Below are 14,516 nucleotides of genomic sequence, written 5' to 3' on the forward strand. Positions count from 1 at the left end.
GTCAGTTTGCTTTAGTGGTTGGAGATTTAATTGAACCGCTGTAAAGCGTAGGCACCATTTTAATCTGTCGGTATAACAAAGCGATAACAATTACGCTTAGCGAGGCATATATCGCTGTAAAAAGATAAAACGACCAAGCTATACCTGGCATTGGCGTTACTGCATCTTTGGTTCGCATAATGCCATAAATTATCCAGGGTTGCCTACCAACCTCCGTTACTACCCAACCTGCTTCTAAGGCAATGTAACCTAACGGTATGGCAAACACAAAAATCTTTAACAACCATCGTTTGTTAAGCACAGATTTATTGCGCCATAAAACAAAAAAATACATTAGCGACAGCAAAACTAAAAAGCTTCCGATACCCACCATAAGCTGAAAAGCATAATGTGTTATTGCAACTGGCGGATGTTCATTTTCTGGAATTTTGTCTAAGCCTTTAACTTCTGCGTTAAAATCTCCATGTGCCAGAAAACTCAAAGCACCAGGAATTTCTATTGCATAGTTTACTTCTTTCTTCTTTTCGTTAACTATCCCGCCTATTAATAGTGGCGCAGGTTTTTCGGTTTTGTACAATGCTTCCATAGCAGCCAGCTTTGCAGGTTGTCGTTGGGCAACATCTTTTGCAGAGATGTCTCCGCTTATGGGTTGCAAAAGCGCTCCGATAGTTGCAAAAACCGCAGCGATTTTAAAAGCTTTATAATGGAAATCCTGGTTTTGCTTCCTTAAAATCATTAACGCATGTACACCTGCAACTGCAAATCCGGTAGCGGTAAACGCCGCCAAACACATATGCAAGGCTTGCGTAAACCAGGCTTTGTTAAACATAGCAGCTATCGGGTCGATGTTTATATATTTTCCATCAACGTAATCAAATCCCGCCGGACTATTCATCCAAGCATTAGCAGCCACTACCAAAATCCCAGAAGCCAACCCGCTTACGCCTACCACAACACCTGTAAACCAATGAAACCATTTGTTTAGTTTATCCCAACCGTAAAGGAAAAAACCTAAAGCAATTGCTTCAATAAAAAATGCTGTTCCTTCTAAAGAAAAGGGCATCCCGAATATTGGCCCGGCGTGTTCCATAAAATTAGGCCATAGCAAACCCAATTCGAACGATAACATGGTGCCTGAAACGGCCCCGGTTGCAAAGAAAATTGCAACGCCTTTGCTCCATGCTTTGGTTAAATTTTTATAAACTTCGTTATTGGTTTTTAGCCATTTAAAATGAGATACCGCCATAAAAAAAGGCATCACCATTCCGATACAGGCATAAATAATATGGAACCCTAATGAAAGGGCCATTTGCGAACGAGCAGCTAAAAAATCATCCATAACAACGGGAGTTGAATTACAGCAAATATACCCGATAGAAAATGGATTTAATTAGCCATCAGCGAAATAGCGGAGAAATTTTTAATATGGAACGTTTATAAATTATTTAAAGATTTGGAGATTAGCTCGGGAGCAAAGAGCAAGGAATAAGGAGCAAAGAACAAGGAGCAAGGAATAAAGAACAAGGAACAAAGAACAAGGAGCAAAGAACAAGGAATAAAGAAAAAGGATCAAGGAGTACAGAATAACGAGTACTGACGTATTACTTAAAACTTATTACTTTTTACTTTTTACTTAAAACTTATTACATATTACTTAAAACCTATTACTAAACTTACTGTAAGAGTAAAGAGCACATACGTAGAACGTAAAACTTTTTACTTATTACTTTTTACTCAAGACTCAATACTAACCAACAGTTAACTCCGTATAGGCTGCCGTTAAGCTTCTTGCAATTCCATCGCCCTGCCATTCTGGTGCACCGGGGATTGTGGTTGCCTTTAAAATATCTTCTTTTGTTTTACCTGCTTTCATCTCTGCTTTTACAAAAGCCATTAAACTTTCTAAATAGTTTTTAAAAGCTTTCACATTCTCTCTATCGCCTACTACCTTTTCTGGATCTAAACTATGGCCGGTTATCACAATGGTGTCCTTATCAAACTGATTGTAGATTTTGTCTAACGCAGTAATCCAATTACCAATATGAGCACCATTTTCTTTGTCGATGTACGGAAAACGACGGTTAAAAACCAAATCGCCTACATGCACAATATTGGCATTCTCAAAATGATATATTGCATCGCCGTTAGTATGGCCTGAGCCGTAATAATATGCGCTTATTTTCTCCTTGCCTACGGGAGCCTTCCAGCCTTTGCCAAAAGTAGTATCTGGCAACAACTGTTTATCTAAACTATTAGCTTTTTCGGCTGCCAATTTTTGGTTAACCAACGAATTTTGATGCGCCACCACATTTTGAACCAACCCTTTAAAGGCAATATTACCAGCAGTGTGGTCGCCGTGGTGGTGCGTATTTAGCAAATATTTAAAAGGCTTATCGCCCAATTTCTTAAGTTCTTCTATTACATGCGCAGCCGAAGCAGGAAATTGAGAATCGACTGCTACAAATCCGCTAGATCCATTTAACCAAGCAATGGTTCCACCCTGCTCCATAAAAACGCCAACATCGTTTCTAAGCGCTTTAAATTGGTAGGCTTTAACAAAATTGCGTGCAAAAGCTTCAGATTTGTAGAAAGACAGTAGCGCCATGGCCATTGCCGAATTTTGAATAAATTTTCTTCTCTGCATGATATCAAAATAAAAAAACCACGAGATGTCCCGTGGTTTAAATTTAGTGTTTTTTTGTTAAACTCCCGTACCCGGTGTAGTTCCAGGTTCGTGGCCTGTTCCAAATGCATTATTAGTACGGCCATGTTTTTTCTCGAACTTACTTGTTGGGTTAGAGGATGTATTTTTCTCTATATTTTCTTCGTTTCGAGGCGTGTCTTTTTCAGTGTCAACGTCAATTAAATCTACCTTAACGTCTTTCTTTTTTTCATCGTGATTTTCCATGATATAATGTTTTTGGTGATCAGTTAAAAAACAAGGTTTTAGCGATTTTGTTTTTTTGAATGTTTTTGAAAAGCAAAACTTCCGCAACTATTAACTTTCCGCCCTGCCAATGTTTCAATTTTTTGCCCCGTGACCCAAAGCACAATTCTCGCAAAAAGATTTCCACGTTTGTCAGGTTTGGACTACACTGGCTTTTGCAGCTATTTAGGTTTGCCCCTAGCAATTGCCAACAACTACAGACGCTGTAAAATAAACCAGATTGAAGGGAAAATCCTTTTTTGTTCAGATGCTTTGACGAGTTAGCATAATAATCAGACAAAAAAGATTGAAACGAAAAGCTGGACTGAAGTATCCAACATTTACTGGCCCTGCTTTTCCAAAAATTATATTTTTAATTTTTTAGTGAAGCCAGATTGTTCGCCAGAATTTAAATTACAAAGGAAGATTTTATTATCAACGAGGAGAACGAATTAAAAAGCCTCAGCAAAAATGCCGAGGCTTGATATTTTATGAACAAGATTGCTCCCGCGAAAAGTTCGGGGCAAGCTGTTTCTCGCAATGATGATTCTATGCTAAAGCATTTTGTTTAACTACCATTTTAACTTTTTCTAAAACGTAGTCTAAATCTTCTTTGGTAGTATATTTACTAAAAGAAAAACGCACAGATGGGCGATTTGGATCTGCTTTTATAGCGTTTAGTACGTGAGAGCCAATGTTTGAGCCCGAAGAACAAGCACTACCGCCAGATGCGCAAATGCCGTTAATATCTAAATTGAACAATAACATATCCGCCATGTCCATTTCTGGGAAAGAAACATTTAACACCGTGTAAAGACTTTTATCTGTTTCCGTTTCGCCGTTAAATGCAATACCAGGGATTTCGGCAATTAGTTGCGCTTTTAAGTAATCTTTTAAACCTTGTATATAAGTTTGATGTTGCTCCATTTCGCCATAAGCAACCTCTAGCGCTTTAGCCAAACCTACAATGCCATAAACATTCTCGGTACCACCACGCATATTTCGTTCTTGTGCACCACCATAAATCATTGGCGGAATTTTTATATTGCTGTTAACATACAGGAAACCAACACCTTTTGGGCCATGTAATTTATGCGCAGCGCAAACAATAAAATGCGCCTTTAGTTTACGCACATCGTGCCTATAGTGCCCCATAGTTTGTACTGTATCTGCATGATAGATAGCATCGTATTTTTCGCAAATGTCTCCAACCTTTTCCATATCGGTTAAAGTACCAAGCTCGTTATTGGCATGCATTAGCGATACAAAGCTACGCTCGTTGTTTTGCAAAAGCTCTTCTAGATGATTGTAATCTATGTTGCCTTTTTCGTCGATATTTACAAAACTCAGTTTATTAATAACGCCATCTTTAAGCAACATCGCTAAAGTGTGTTCTACCGCATGATGCTCGATTTTAGAAGTAATGGCATGTTTAATCCCATACGCGGCAATACCGCAACGGATAGCTGTATTATCAGCCTCTGTACCGCCAGATGTAAAAAATATTTCTGAAGGCGATGCGTTTAACAATCCCGAAACCGTTTTTCTAGCCTTTTCTACCAGCGTTCTCACTTCTCTGCCCAAAGCGTGTATGGCAGACGGATTTCCGTAGAAATTCTGCATTACGTTGGTCATTTCGGCAATAACTTCGGCATCTAAAGGCGTTGTTGCGGCGTTGTCTAAATAAACTCTTTTCATAATATAAATTTACACTAATGTAAGGCTAACGTTTGGGATGATTAAATTAGTTGAGTTGTAGTATTTCTTTAATGTCTGAAATTATTTTTTTCGCCAAATTCTCAGCAACTGTTTCATTTTCAGCTTCGCTATAAATACGAATAATTGGCTCAGTGTTAGATTTACGCAGGTGAACCCATTCGTTCGCAAAATCTATTTTTAACCCGTCAATCGTACTAATTTTTTCGTTTTTATATTTTTCTTCAACCTTTAAAAGCAAAGCATCTATATCCATTTCTGGTGTTAGCGTTATTTTGTTTTTAGAGATATGGTAAGACGGATAAGTGCTACGTAAGCGAGAAATTGTTGTGCCTTCTTTTGCTAAATGTGTTAAAAATAAAGCTATACCAACCAAGGCATCTCTACCGTAGTGCAATTCTGGATAAATAATACCGCCGTTGCCTTCGCCACCAATAACAGCATTTGTGGCTTTCATTTGGTTAACTACGTTTACCTCTCCTACTGCGGCTGCGTTGTATTCTCCGCCAGCCTTAACGGTTACATCTCTCAATGCTCTTGTAGATGAAAGGTTTGAAACTGCGTTACCCGGATTGTTTTTTAAAATATAATCTGCAACTGCTACTAAAGTATATTCTTCGCCAAACATGGTCCCGTCTTCGTTAACAAAACAAAGTCTATCAACGTCTGGATCTACCACAATACCTAAGTCTGCTCTTTTGTCTTGTACAACTTTAGCAATTTCTGTTAGGTTTTCTGGAAGCGGTTCTGGGTTGTGCGGAAAATGTCCGTTTGGTTCGCAGTACAATTCGTAAACAGTTTCTACGCCCAAAGCCTTAAGCAAAGCCGGCACAAAAATACCACCTGTTGAGTTTACACAGTCGATAGCAATTTTAAAATTTGCTTTTCTAATTGCCTCAACGTCTACCAAAGGCAGTGCTAAAATTACGTCGATATGCTTTTGAAGATAAGTATCGTTTGTAACAACTTTTCCTAGTTCGTTTACATCTGCAAATTCAAATGACGCTTCTTCTGCAAGTTCTAAAACTTCTTTACCATCTGTATCACTAATGAACTCGCCTTTTTCGTTAAGCAGTTTTAAAGCGTTCCATTGTTTTGGGTTATGGCTTGCGGTTAAAATAATGCCACCACCAGCGTTTTCCATTGGTACAGCAATTTCTACAGTTGGCGTGGTAGACAAACCTAAGTCTATTACCTCTATGCCTAAACCCTGCAACGTGCCAATAACCAGGTTATTAACCATTTCGCCAGAGATGCGGGCGTCGCGACCGAGAACTATTTTTTTATTTTGGGTTCGATTAATTACCCATGAGCCGTAAGCAGCAGTAAATTTTACAATATCAATTGGGGTTAAACCATCGCCAGATTTTCCGCCAATGGTACCTCTTATTCCAGAAATAGATTTTATTAAAGTCAAGTTATTTTTATTTTTTCAAAAATAAGAAAATTTTAAAGAAAGGATTGTATTTAAGCACATGTAAACGTAATTTTTAAATGCACACTTGTTGCATCTATTGTAAATAAAATGATATGGGTTGAAATACAAAATGCTATATTTGCTTTATAAAAAGCGGATAATGCAAAGAAAATGGTTTCAATTTTGGTTTAACTCTCCTTATTATCACATCCTTTACAGTCAGCGTAACGATGCGGAGGCTGAGTTTTTAATCGACAACCTTTCTGCCTATTTAACTCCTAAGAAAGATAGTAAGATATTGGATATAGCCTGTGGCAGAGGTAGGCATTCTGTTTATTTAAACAAGAAAGGCTATGACGTAACTGGCATTGACCTATCTGAGCAGAACATAAAATTTGCGCAACAGTTTGAACAAAAAAACCTGCACTTTTTTGTGCACGATATGCGCAAACTATCGTTCATCAATTATTTCGATATCGCTTTAAATCTTTTTACCAGCTTTGGTTATTTCGATTCGGAAAAAGATCATGTAAATGCCTTAAAAGCCTTTAGAAAATCTATAAAAGAAGATGGAACTTTAGTAATCGATTATTTTAACACGCAAAAGATTATTAAAAACCTAACCAGCCAAGAAACCAAAACAATTGACGGTATAGAGTTTCATCTGCACAAATTTGTGGCTGAAGGGAAAATTATAAAACACATCAATTTTGAGCATAGGTTAAAGTCTTACGCTTTCGAAGAACGTGTGCAAGCTTTTTTCTTAGCCGATTTTGAAAGAATGTTACAGAAAAGTGGTTTGGTAATAACCGAAACTTTTGGAAGTTACGGTTTAGACCCCTTTGACGAAATAAAATCTGATCGACTAATTTTGGTGTGTAAAAAGGCATGATAACCGAATTGCTACAGTGGGATACCGAGCTGTTTTTAAAAATACATCGCGGTTTAAGCAACGACTTTTTCGATTGGATACTGCCTCTGGTGCGCAACCGTTTCTTTTGGTCGCCACTTTACCTTTTCATTGTTATCTTTTGCATTAAGCAGTACAGAAAAACCGGCGTATACATCATCGCTATGATTTTACTAACCTTTGCTTTAGGCGATGGTATTTCATCTAAATTAATTAAACCTAATGTTGGGCGATTAAGGCCTTGCAACGAACCTGCGCTAAGCGATCAAATTATTCGTCGCGTACCTTGCGGAAGAGGAAAAAGTTTTCCTTCCTCCCATGCAACTAACCATTTTGGAATTGCCGTGTTATTGATTTGCATCTTTTATAGAAAATGGCGTTGGATATTGCCTCTGGGCCTAGCATGGGCATTTATAATTAGCTTTGCCCAGGTTTATGTTGGCGTTCACTACCCCGTAGACACCATATTTGGCGCCGTTTTAGGCACCCTACTTGGCTTTTTTACTTATTTTATCTTTAGAAAAATACAACCTACCGTATAATGGAAATCTGGAAATTTCTAGTCTTATTCTTTTGCGCTTTTTTAGGAGGTGTTTCTATTTTTTTAGTTAAAAATGATAAATCTCAGCTGCTAAAACTAATACTTTCTTTTAGCGGCGCCTACCTTTTTGCCATTACGGTTTTGCATCTTATACCAGATGCTTACAGCGGAACAGACAAAGCAGAGATAGGGATTTTTATTTTAATCGGTTTTCTTTTGCAAGTTTTCTTAGAGCAATTTTCTGAAGGAGTAGAACATGGCCATATCCATAAACACAATCATAGTCATTCTTTTCCATGGGGAATTATGATAAGCTTATGCTTACACGCCTTTTTAGAGGGAATGCCTCTGGCAAAAGACCAGCATAACGAGTTAATTTTCGGCATATCTTTACACCACATTCCCGCGGCGTTCGCTTTAGCTAGCATTTTAATCCAAAACCATATTAAAAAAGCACCTATTATTGGCTACATTGTAATTTTTGCCTTAATGGCACCTGCCGGATATTATTTTAGCCTAAGCTTAAGTAACGGAAGCATAAGCGGTATGGAACCATATTACAACAAGGTGATGGGAATCGTTATTGGTATTTTCTTGCATATATCCACTACTATTTTATTCGAATCTAGCGCAGACCATAAGATAAACAAGAAAAAGATGCTTGCAGTTTTATTGGGAATTGGAGTTGCGTTGATAGGATTTTATAGTGCTGGGCACAATCATTAAAAGCACCCAGCTTTATTTTCTATCTCTATCCTCTCATTTTATCAAGCAAAACGTTCAATTGTTCCGCTTCTTCCGAAGTTAGATTTGGCGCAATAAAAGTTAAGAAATCTACTTCCTTATCCATCTTTTTGAGCAGAGCCAAGCCCCTATCAGAAATGATGATATCTACCGCACGTTTGTCGTAACCGTTAACTTTTTTCTCTACTAATTCTTTTTGGATAAGCCTGTCGACAATCCTCGAGGTATCACTCATTTTATCAAGGATACGCCCTTTAATTAAATTAACGGTAGAAGGACTTGGGTATTGGCCTCTTAGAATACGTAGAACGTTATATTGTTGTGTAGTTATGTCGAAAGGAGAAAGTATGTCCTTAACTTTTTGGTTGCTCCAGTGATAGGTGAAAATTAAGTTTACCAGCGATTGCTGAAATACATTTTCGAATTTAGTTGTTTTAACTTCCTTTTGTAGTTTTACCATTTGGGTTAGATTTGCTTAAAACTGAGGATTTTTGATTATCAGATTTCCCAAAATTCCACGGACAATGTTTGCAAACATTTTTACAGCATTTACCCCTATTAAGGTGGTATTCGGCCGTAAAAACCATTAAGCCCTCTTCGTTGAAATAATAATCAATCCCCTCAACCATTAGTTAAGCAATTTAACTACCAAATTCGGCTCAAAATGAGCCTGTAATTGTTTACCGCTACCATGTGTAGTCCAAACCTCTTTCGGTTTTACATTCTCAATCGTTTTTAAAATTGCCTTCCAATCAACATGGTCTGATATATATAATTGCACTTCGTTGTTGCTTTGCAAATGTTTCCACCCTGTGGCAAAAACCCGAACAACGTTTATTGCTCTTATGTAACTTCTGTAAACCATTGGCGGCACAATGTAAATCATATTAGTATGATTGTTCTTCATCACTTTCCTGTCGTACATTTCATACTTACCAAGGTTTATACCCATTTCTTCGTAAATTTTAACAAAGGGCATAACGCTATGGTGCACCAAAATCCGCTTTTGCGGGCAATATTTATTAAGCAGAGAAATAATACGCTGACTTTTGCCCAATGCATAAGAGCCCAACATAATATTAGCTTCTACATCATTCAATTTTTGTATCTCTCCTACCGCATCAGGATGTTCGGTTTCTGGATTTGCGAAAGTTGTTTCTGTAATTAGCACATCTGCTTCAACAAATTCTATAGCCTCGCAAGTATCGTCGTCTTCCAATTTATAATCGCCTGTGTAGAGATATTTTACACCTCCAAACTCCAACAGTACCAATGCAGAACCAAGCATGTGGCCTGCCGGATAGAAACTAATTTTAACGCCGTTTAAGTCGAATACTTCGTGGTAACCTTTAATTAAAAAATTAACTGCCGCGAACTTCTTATAACGATGCAGCATAAATAAGGAAGTAGCTTTTGTGCAATAAACATTTTGATTACCACCAACTGCATGATCGCCATGCGCATGAGAAATTACTGCATTAATTACCGGCTCTTTTGGATCTAGGTAAAAATTACCATAGCTGCAAAATAAACCAATTGATGTTTGAACGATAAAATCGTTTAATATATTTTTTGTATTAGACATTTAGTTATTTGAGTTTACAGTGCCAGAAATTTTTGATGCATTTCTAAGACCTGTAAAATGATAGAATTATTTTCTGTGTTTTGGATAAAAAAATCCGCCATATCAGCTTTCTGCTCGTCGGTAAACTGTTTATCCATTCTAGCTTTAACTTGCTCTGCGGTTACTTTATCTCTACTAGTAACCCTATTAATTTTAACTTGCAACGGCGCAGTTACTAAGATATTTTTATCGCACATTTTGTAAGATCCACTTTCAAACAGTAGAGCTGCTTCCTTTAAGGTATAAGGAACATTAGGCGAAACAGACTTCTCCCAAACATCAAACGCCCTAAAAACTGCTGGATGTACGAGCGCATTTAATTGAGCCAATGCTGTTTTATCGTTAAAAACGATATTTGCAATGTGCTTATTATTCAATGTACCATCTTCGATATAGCTATCTTCGCCGAATGCAGCTTTAACACCTTTAACCAGCACTTGGTCGGTAACCATAATTTCTTTAGCTACGGTATCAGCATAAAAAACGGGAATACCTAGAGTTTCGAAAACCTTGCAAACTGTGGTTTTACCACTTCCTATACCGCCGGTTATTCCTATTTTAAGCATTACTTTTCTATAATAAAATCAACATTACTCGGAACGATTTTAAGCAACTTGCAATAATTAGGAAAACGTTTAATTCTCACGGTCAGTTTATCGTGTCCTAAAATCCGCCAGTCGTTTGCATCCACCACTGCCTCAATAAAATCCTCGTCAACTTCTTGATAACTTGACAAAGCTACCATAAAAGTTACGGCTACCTTTTTAGGATAGAGTTTAATATCGTAGAAATTTACATTATTGATGATTTTAAGCGGAACTTCAACCGTCTTCTCCGTAAATTCATCAACCGGAACGGTTACGCCAATATTAGTAGGGTAAATAGTGATGTTATTGGAATTATTCTGCCTTATTGCAACTCTTGTTTTCGATGTATTTTGTAAATCATCCAATTTTAAAGTATCTGTATACCATTCGCTTATTTTAGTAAGCTCTTCTTGTGGACCAGATATATTTACGTAAGCAGGTTTTAGCAAAATAGGATTAGAAACACCGTACTGTTTTGCGAAAGTAAAATTTTGGACTAATTTAATAGGCACACGTTTATTGGTTCGTTTAGAAAAATCGAAATAAAGCGTATCTGGATAAATTGAGATGATTTTTTGCGATGTTTCTAGCTGTTTATTTACCTGATCTAATTGCTCAGAGAACAACACATAACTCCGTCTGCTTAACTGGGCCAAGCTCACTGTAATAGATTGTGGTTTTATCCGCAAACGCGAAAACAGCAATTGCCAACCCGTGCCTTCTACAGTTAAATCTACCAAATCAGGCTGCAATGGCTTAAATGCCTTATTTTGTGGTTCGTCTTTGTAAATCAGTTCAGTTCTGGCGGTATACTTATATTTATTATTTAAAGCATTAAACAGCCAAGCGCCAATTGCAAACAACAAGCAAGCTAGTAGCATTAGAAAGCGTTTGCGTTCTACCTTAGTTAATTTGATAAATGGCATATTGTAAAAATAGCAAAAAAAAGCCGCTCTCCCGAAATTACGAAAGAGCGGCCTTTATATAATTTTAAAATTAAGCTTTAGGTGCTGGAGCAGGAGCTGTAGCCGCCTTTGTTGCTTCTAAAGAAATAGCCGATTTATCAAAACGGATTTTACCGCCACCTTCTGTTTCAATTAAAAAAGTAGTTTCGTTTGCACCTACAATTTTACCATGAATACCTGCTGTAGTTACCACTTTGTTACCAATACCTAATTCAGAAACTAACTTTTTATGATCTTTTGCTTTTTTAACTTGTGGTCTAATCATAAAAAAATAGAAAACCACCATAATTAAAATCATTGGTACTATAGTGCTATAAAGTTGGCTACCCGCTGCTTGTAAAATTACTGTTGATATCATTGTATATTATTATAAGATTTTGCCCTAGCCCTTGATGGATTTGAGCGGTTAAATTGTTTTTTATTAATCTTTTAATGTAAAATCCCGTAGGAGATCTTTACCCTATTTACGTTCTTTAATTTCGCCTACCAAGTGCAGTTTTTCTGCTATCGGATTTGCATTAGTAGTTAAAGTAATTTGTTTGTCTTGAATGCCCATTTTACCTTCGCTATCAAAAATTACTTTAATAATCCCTTCATCTCCCGGTTTAATCGGTGTTTTAGGATAGTCTGGCACCGTACATCCGCAAGTAGCTTCTGCATTTGTAATTATTAACGGCGTTTTTCCTGTATTCTTAAACTTGAAATCGTAATGTACCTTCTCCCCCATTGTTATAACGCCGAAATCAAAAATTGCCTTTTCAAATTTCATTTGAGGAGCATCCTCTGCTAAAACAGCCGGTGCTCCAGCTACATTAACTTCATTTGCTTTTTCTTCTACAGTTTGCGAAGAAGTTTGCTGACATGCTGCAAAAGCAGTTGCAACAAGCGCCATCATTAATAATTTTTTCATACTATTTACTTAAACGTAATTATTCTTCAATAAGTCCGCGACCTATCTTTTTAATACTATTCGTTCGCTTTAAATCGTTTAAAATTTTGTCCAATATACCGTTTATAAACGAGTTACTTTTCGGTGTACTGTAATCTTTTGATAATTCTAAATATTCGTTAATAGTTACCTTAACTGGTATTGAAGTAAAGTTCATCATCTCGCAGATAGCCATTTTCATCAAAATAGTATCCATTAATGCAATCCTTTCCGACTCCCAGTTTTTGGTACGCTCGCCAATTAATTCCTGGTATTTGCTATCGTTTTTTAAAGTATGAACAAATAAGTCTTTCACAAACGCACTGTCTTCTGGCCAATCGGCACTTATAGGCGTTAATTTGTTTTTAAATGGATCTTCATTAGTAAAGTTCTTTAAGGTTTTTGCAATCATACCTTTCATAACCTCGCTATCTACTGGCCAGTTAATAAATTTATCTTCAAATGCCTGAATGATATTTTGATTCTTCAATAATACCTTACGGAAAATAAATTTGATGATTTCTTTAGAACTTTCTAAAGTTTCTCCTTCTTCGGCCAAATAAGCAACATACTCTTTAGTTTCCTTAAGTTTGATAAAAATAGATTTAACCAAATCAGGATCGGCATGCCAGTTAACTTGGTATTTATTTACCAAAGCGCTGTATTCAGGATTTTTCTTTAATACTTCAATAAATTTATTGTGTAATAACTTCTGATTTGGATTCAAATCTTCGGCAGTGGGCAAATGTTTATTTGCTCTTTCAATAGCGTCAATAGCTGTGTATTCGGTCACGTCTACCAGTAAGGCCAACATGCGGATATACATTTCGTAAACACTGTCTATGCTTTCCATTAAAAGCTTCTGACTACTTACAGTGTCTTTTTTTTCTGTCATGTGCCATGCATAAATATTCTGCAAAGCTTTAATTCTTAGGTGCCTTCTGTTTAACATGAATGTAAGAACGAGTGGTGATTAAACCGTTTAAAAATTGTAATTAATATGATGATTTTATTTTTTTGATATCGCTAATTCTTTTTTCTACAATACGGCTAGCTGCCAGGTTTGTAGGGATGTTTTCTGCTTTAGATAGTTTTATTACTTCACGAGTAGCATCGTATATGTTCTCGGTAAGTTGCATGGTACGTTTTTTACCAAAACCAGTTAATTCAGAGTAACAATTTATTAAACCGCCAGCATTAATTAAGTAGTCTGGCGCATACAAAATGCCTTTATCTAATAATAGTTGACCATGAGCCTGCTCATCTGCCAGTTGGTTATTAGCAGAACCTGCAATTATTGCAAACTTCATGTTTTTTATCGTTTTATCGTTTACGGTTGCTCCCAAAGCACAAGGCGCATAAATATCAGCATCTATAGAAAAAATTCTATCTGCATCAATTGGCTTGGCTTTATATTTTCTAGCTACTTCCTGCAAACGATCTTGGTTGATATCGCTTACGTAAACTTCTACGTTTTCTTGCCTTAACAATTCAACCAAATGCTCGCCTACGTTACCAATACCTTGTACAACGACCGATCTTCCGGCCAACATATCGGTGCCAAAAACCTCTTTTACACAAGCTTTAATACCTAAAAAAACGCCTCTTGCAGTTACTGGAGCAGGATTACCGGCACCACCGATAGATTCGGGCACACCTGTAACATGGCTAGTTTCCATGCGGATGTACTCCATATCTTTAGTAGTTGTACCCATGTCCTCTGCTGTAATAAACTCGCCGTTAAGGTTTTTAATAAAACGACCGTAACTACGCATTAAAGCTTCGGTTTTCATTTTACGAGAATCGCCAATAATAACAGCTTTACCACCACCCAGGTTTAAACCAGTAATGGCAGCTTTGTAAGTCATTCCTTTTGATAAACGCAAAACATCTTCTAGTGCTTCGGCCTCAGAGTTATAGTTGTACATTCTTGTACCACCTAAAGATGGGCCTAATGTAGTATCGTGAATAGCAATAATGGCTTTTAAACCTGTATCGGGATCGTTGCAAAAAACAACTTTTTTGTGCCCAGAAGCACTCAATTGATCTAAAACGGAAGTAACCATAGAACTATTACCAGACATACAAAATTGTTGAATTGATGTCGGCAAAATTACGATAAAAAAACTATTATTTTACTTAGTTTTTATGGAAATAA

At 36.9% G+C, this 14,516-nt stretch carries 17 protein-coding genes; 3 read left to right on the forward strand and 14 right to left on the reverse strand.

Annotation, left to right across the window (positions count from 1 at the left end):
• Window position 1: 1 nt before the first annotated feature.
• The 5 genes from DUT69_RS18590 to glmM form a co-directional block, all read right to left on the reverse strand.
• Window positions 2-1,339 (reverse strand): cytochrome ubiquinol oxidase subunit I, encoded by a 1,338-nt coding sequence (locus DUT69_RS18590; RefSeq protein ID WP_113654787.1) that lies wholly within the window; start codon window positions 1,337-1,339, stop codon window positions 2-4.
• Window positions 1,340-1,747: 408 nt separating this feature from the next.
• A complete protein-coding gene (locus DUT69_RS18595; protein WP_113654788.1) occupies window positions 1,748-2,644 on the reverse strand; it encodes an MBL fold metallo-hydrolase in 897 nt (298 codons plus the stop codon).
• Window positions 2,645-2,701: 57 nt separating this feature from the next.
• Entirely contained in the window at window positions 2,702-2,908 is a 207-nt protein-coding gene (locus tag DUT69_RS18600; protein WP_113654789.1) for a hypothetical protein, read from the reverse strand.
• Window positions 2,909-3,475: 567 nt separating this feature from the next.
• Entirely contained in the window at window positions 3,476-4,624 is a 1,149-nt protein-coding gene (locus tag DUT69_RS18605) for a cysteine desulfurase family protein (RefSeq protein WP_113654790.1), read from the reverse strand.
• A 46-nt stretch (window positions 4,625-4,670) separates the two neighbouring features.
• Complete coding sequence (gene glmM / locus DUT69_RS18610; protein WP_113654791.1) at window positions 4,671-6,059, reverse strand: phosphoglucosamine mutase; 1,389 nt, start codon at window positions 6,057-6,059, stop codon at window positions 4,671-4,673.
• Between the two features lie 160 nt (window positions 6,060-6,219).
• Here glmM and DUT69_RS18615 point away from each other — a divergent pair, with 160 nt between their 5' ends.
• The 3 genes from DUT69_RS18615 to DUT69_RS18625 are packed head-to-tail and all read left to right on the forward strand — an operon-like array spanning window position 6,220 to window position 8,236.
• Window positions 6,220-6,951 carry a class I SAM-dependent methyltransferase gene (locus DUT69_RS18615; RefSeq protein WP_113654792.1) on the forward strand — a complete coding sequence of 244 codons (732 nt, stop codon included), beginning with the start codon at window positions 6,220-6,222 and terminating at the stop codon, window positions 6,949-6,951.
• Window positions 6,948-7,511, forward strand: a complete 564-nt coding sequence (locus tag DUT69_RS18620) for a phosphatase PAP2 family protein (protein ID WP_113654793.1) — start codon at window positions 6,948-6,950, stop codon at window positions 7,509-7,511. The genes DUT69_RS18615 and DUT69_RS18620 overlap by 4 nt, the downstream gene beginning before the upstream one ends.
• A complete protein-coding gene (locus DUT69_RS18625; RefSeq protein WP_113654794.1) occupies window positions 7,511-8,236 on the forward strand; it encodes a ZIP family metal transporter in 726 nt (241 codons plus the stop codon). Before DUT69_RS18620 ends, DUT69_RS18625 begins: the two co-directional genes overlap by 1 nt.
• 25 nt (window positions 8,237-8,261) lie before the next feature.
• On the opposite strand, the gene DUT69_RS18630 is transcribed toward DUT69_RS18625, so the two are convergent.
• The 9 genes from DUT69_RS18630 to DUT69_RS18670 form a co-directional block, all read right to left on the reverse strand.
• A complete protein-coding gene (locus DUT69_RS18630; RefSeq protein ID WP_113654795.1) occupies window positions 8,262-8,714 on the reverse strand; it encodes a MarR family winged helix-turn-helix transcriptional regulator in 453 nt (150 codons plus the stop codon).
• On the reverse strand, window positions 8,689-8,883 hold the full coding sequence (locus tag DUT69_RS18635) for a DUF5522 domain-containing protein (protein ID WP_113654796.1): 195 nt from the start codon (window positions 8,881-8,883) through the stop codon (window positions 8,689-8,691). Before DUT69_RS18635 ends, DUT69_RS18630 begins: the two co-directional genes overlap by 26 nt.
• Window positions 8,883-9,839, reverse strand: coding sequence for an MBL fold metallo-hydrolase (locus DUT69_RS18640; protein WP_113654797.1), 957 nt, complete (start codon window positions 9,837-9,839; stop codon window positions 8,883-8,885). Before DUT69_RS18640 ends, DUT69_RS18635 begins: the two co-directional genes overlap by 1 nt.
• A 14-nt stretch (window positions 9,840-9,853) precedes the next feature.
• Complete coding sequence (coaE, locus tag DUT69_RS18645; RefSeq protein WP_113654798.1) at window positions 9,854-10,444, reverse strand: dephospho-CoA kinase; 591 nt, start codon at window positions 10,442-10,444, stop codon at window positions 9,854-9,856.
• Entirely contained in the window at window positions 10,444-11,346 is a 903-nt protein-coding gene (locus DUT69_RS18650; RefSeq protein WP_240186764.1) for a CdaR family protein, read from the reverse strand. The genes coaE and DUT69_RS18650 overlap by 1 nt, the downstream gene beginning before the upstream one ends.
• A gap of 115 nt (window positions 11,347-11,461) precedes the next feature.
• Window positions 11,462-11,788 carry a preprotein translocase subunit YajC gene (gene yajC, locus DUT69_RS18655; protein ID WP_113654800.1) on the reverse strand — a complete coding sequence of 109 codons (327 nt, stop codon included), beginning with the start codon at window positions 11,786-11,788 and terminating at the stop codon, window positions 11,462-11,464.
• 102 nt (window positions 11,789-11,890) lie between these two features.
• Window positions 11,891-12,340, reverse strand: a complete 450-nt coding sequence (locus DUT69_RS18660; protein WP_113654801.1) for a DUF1573 domain-containing protein — start codon at window positions 12,338-12,340, stop codon at window positions 11,891-11,893.
• A gap of 19 nt (window positions 12,341-12,359) precedes the next feature.
• Window positions 12,360-13,310, reverse strand: a complete 951-nt coding sequence (nusB, locus tag DUT69_RS18665) for a transcription antitermination factor NusB (RefSeq protein ID WP_113654802.1) — start codon at window positions 13,308-13,310, stop codon at window positions 12,360-12,362.
• A gap of 43 nt (window positions 13,311-13,353) precedes the next feature.
• Window positions 13,354-14,442 carry a Glu/Leu/Phe/Val family dehydrogenase gene (locus DUT69_RS18670; protein WP_113654803.1) on the reverse strand — a complete coding sequence of 363 codons (1,089 nt, stop codon included), beginning with the start codon at window positions 14,440-14,442 and terminating at the stop codon, window positions 13,354-13,356.
• Window positions 14,443-14,516 lie beyond the last annotated feature (74 nt).

The sequence above is a fragment of the Pedobacter namyangjuensis genome, assembly GCF_003313325.1.
Lineage (GTDB): Bacteria > Bacteroidota > Bacteroidia > Sphingobacteriales > Sphingobacteriaceae > Pedobacter > Pedobacter namyangjuensis.

Excerpts from the sequence above, each read along its gene's own strand:
- DUT69_RS18615 (WP_113654792.1), top strand. The coding sequence starts at position 6,220 with ATGCAAAGAAAATGGTTTCAATTTTGGTTTAACTCTCCTTATTATCAC.
- DUT69_RS18660 (WP_113654801.1), bottom strand. The coding sequence starts at position 12,340 with ATGAAAAAATTATTAATGATGGCGCTTGTTGCAACTGCTTTTGCAGCA.
- DUT69_RS18640 (WP_113654797.1), bottom strand. The coding sequence starts at position 9,839 with ATGTCTAATACAAAAAATATATTAAACGATTTTATCGTTCAAACATCA.
- DUT69_RS18670 (WP_113654803.1), bottom strand. The coding sequence starts at position 14,442 with ATGTCTGGTAATAGTTCTATGGTTACTTCCGTTTTAGATCAATTGAGT.
- DUT69_RS18620 (WP_113654793.1), top strand. The coding sequence starts at position 6,948 with ATGATAACCGAATTGCTACAGTGGGATACCGAGCTGTTTTTAAAAATA.
- DUT69_RS18625 (WP_113654794.1), top strand. The coding sequence starts at position 7,511 with ATGGAAATCTGGAAATTTCTAGTCTTATTCTTTTGCGCTTTTTTAGGA.
- DUT69_RS18630 (WP_113654795.1), bottom strand. The coding sequence starts at position 8,714 with ATGGTAAAACTACAAAAGGAAGTTAAAACAACTAAATTCGAAAATGTA.
- DUT69_RS18600 (WP_113654789.1), bottom strand. The coding sequence starts at position 2,908 with ATGGAAAATCACGATGAAAAAAAGAAAGACGTTAAGGTAGATTTAATT.
- DUT69_RS18605 (WP_113654790.1), bottom strand. The coding sequence starts at position 4,624 with ATGAAAAGAGTTTATTTAGACAACGCCGCAACAACGCCTTTAGATGCC.
- DUT69_RS18590 (WP_113654787.1), bottom strand. The coding sequence starts at position 1,339 with ATGGATGATTTTTTAGCTGCTCGTTCGCAAATGGCCCTTTCATTAGGG.
- DUT69_RS18595 (WP_113654788.1), bottom strand. The coding sequence starts at position 2,644 with ATGCAGAGAAGAAAATTTATTCAAAATTCGGCAATGGCCATGGCGCTA.
- DUT69_RS18635 (WP_113654796.1), bottom strand. The coding sequence starts at position 8,883 with ATGGTTGAGGGGATTGATTATTATTTCAACGAAGAGGGCTTAATGGTT.
- yajC (WP_113654800.1), bottom strand. The coding sequence starts at position 11,788 with ATGATATCAACAGTAATTTTACAAGCAGCGGGTAGCCAACTTTATAGC.
- DUT69_RS18650 (WP_240186764.1), bottom strand. The coding sequence starts at position 11,346 with ATGCTACTAGCTTGCTTGTTGTTTGCAATTGGCGCTTGGCTGTTTAAT.
- coaE (WP_113654798.1), bottom strand. The coding sequence starts at position 10,444 with ATGCTTAAAATAGGAATAACCGGCGGTATAGGAAGTGGTAAAACCACA.
- nusB (WP_113654802.1), bottom strand. The coding sequence starts at position 13,310 with ATGTTAAACAGAAGGCACCTAAGAATTAAAGCTTTGCAGAATATTTAT.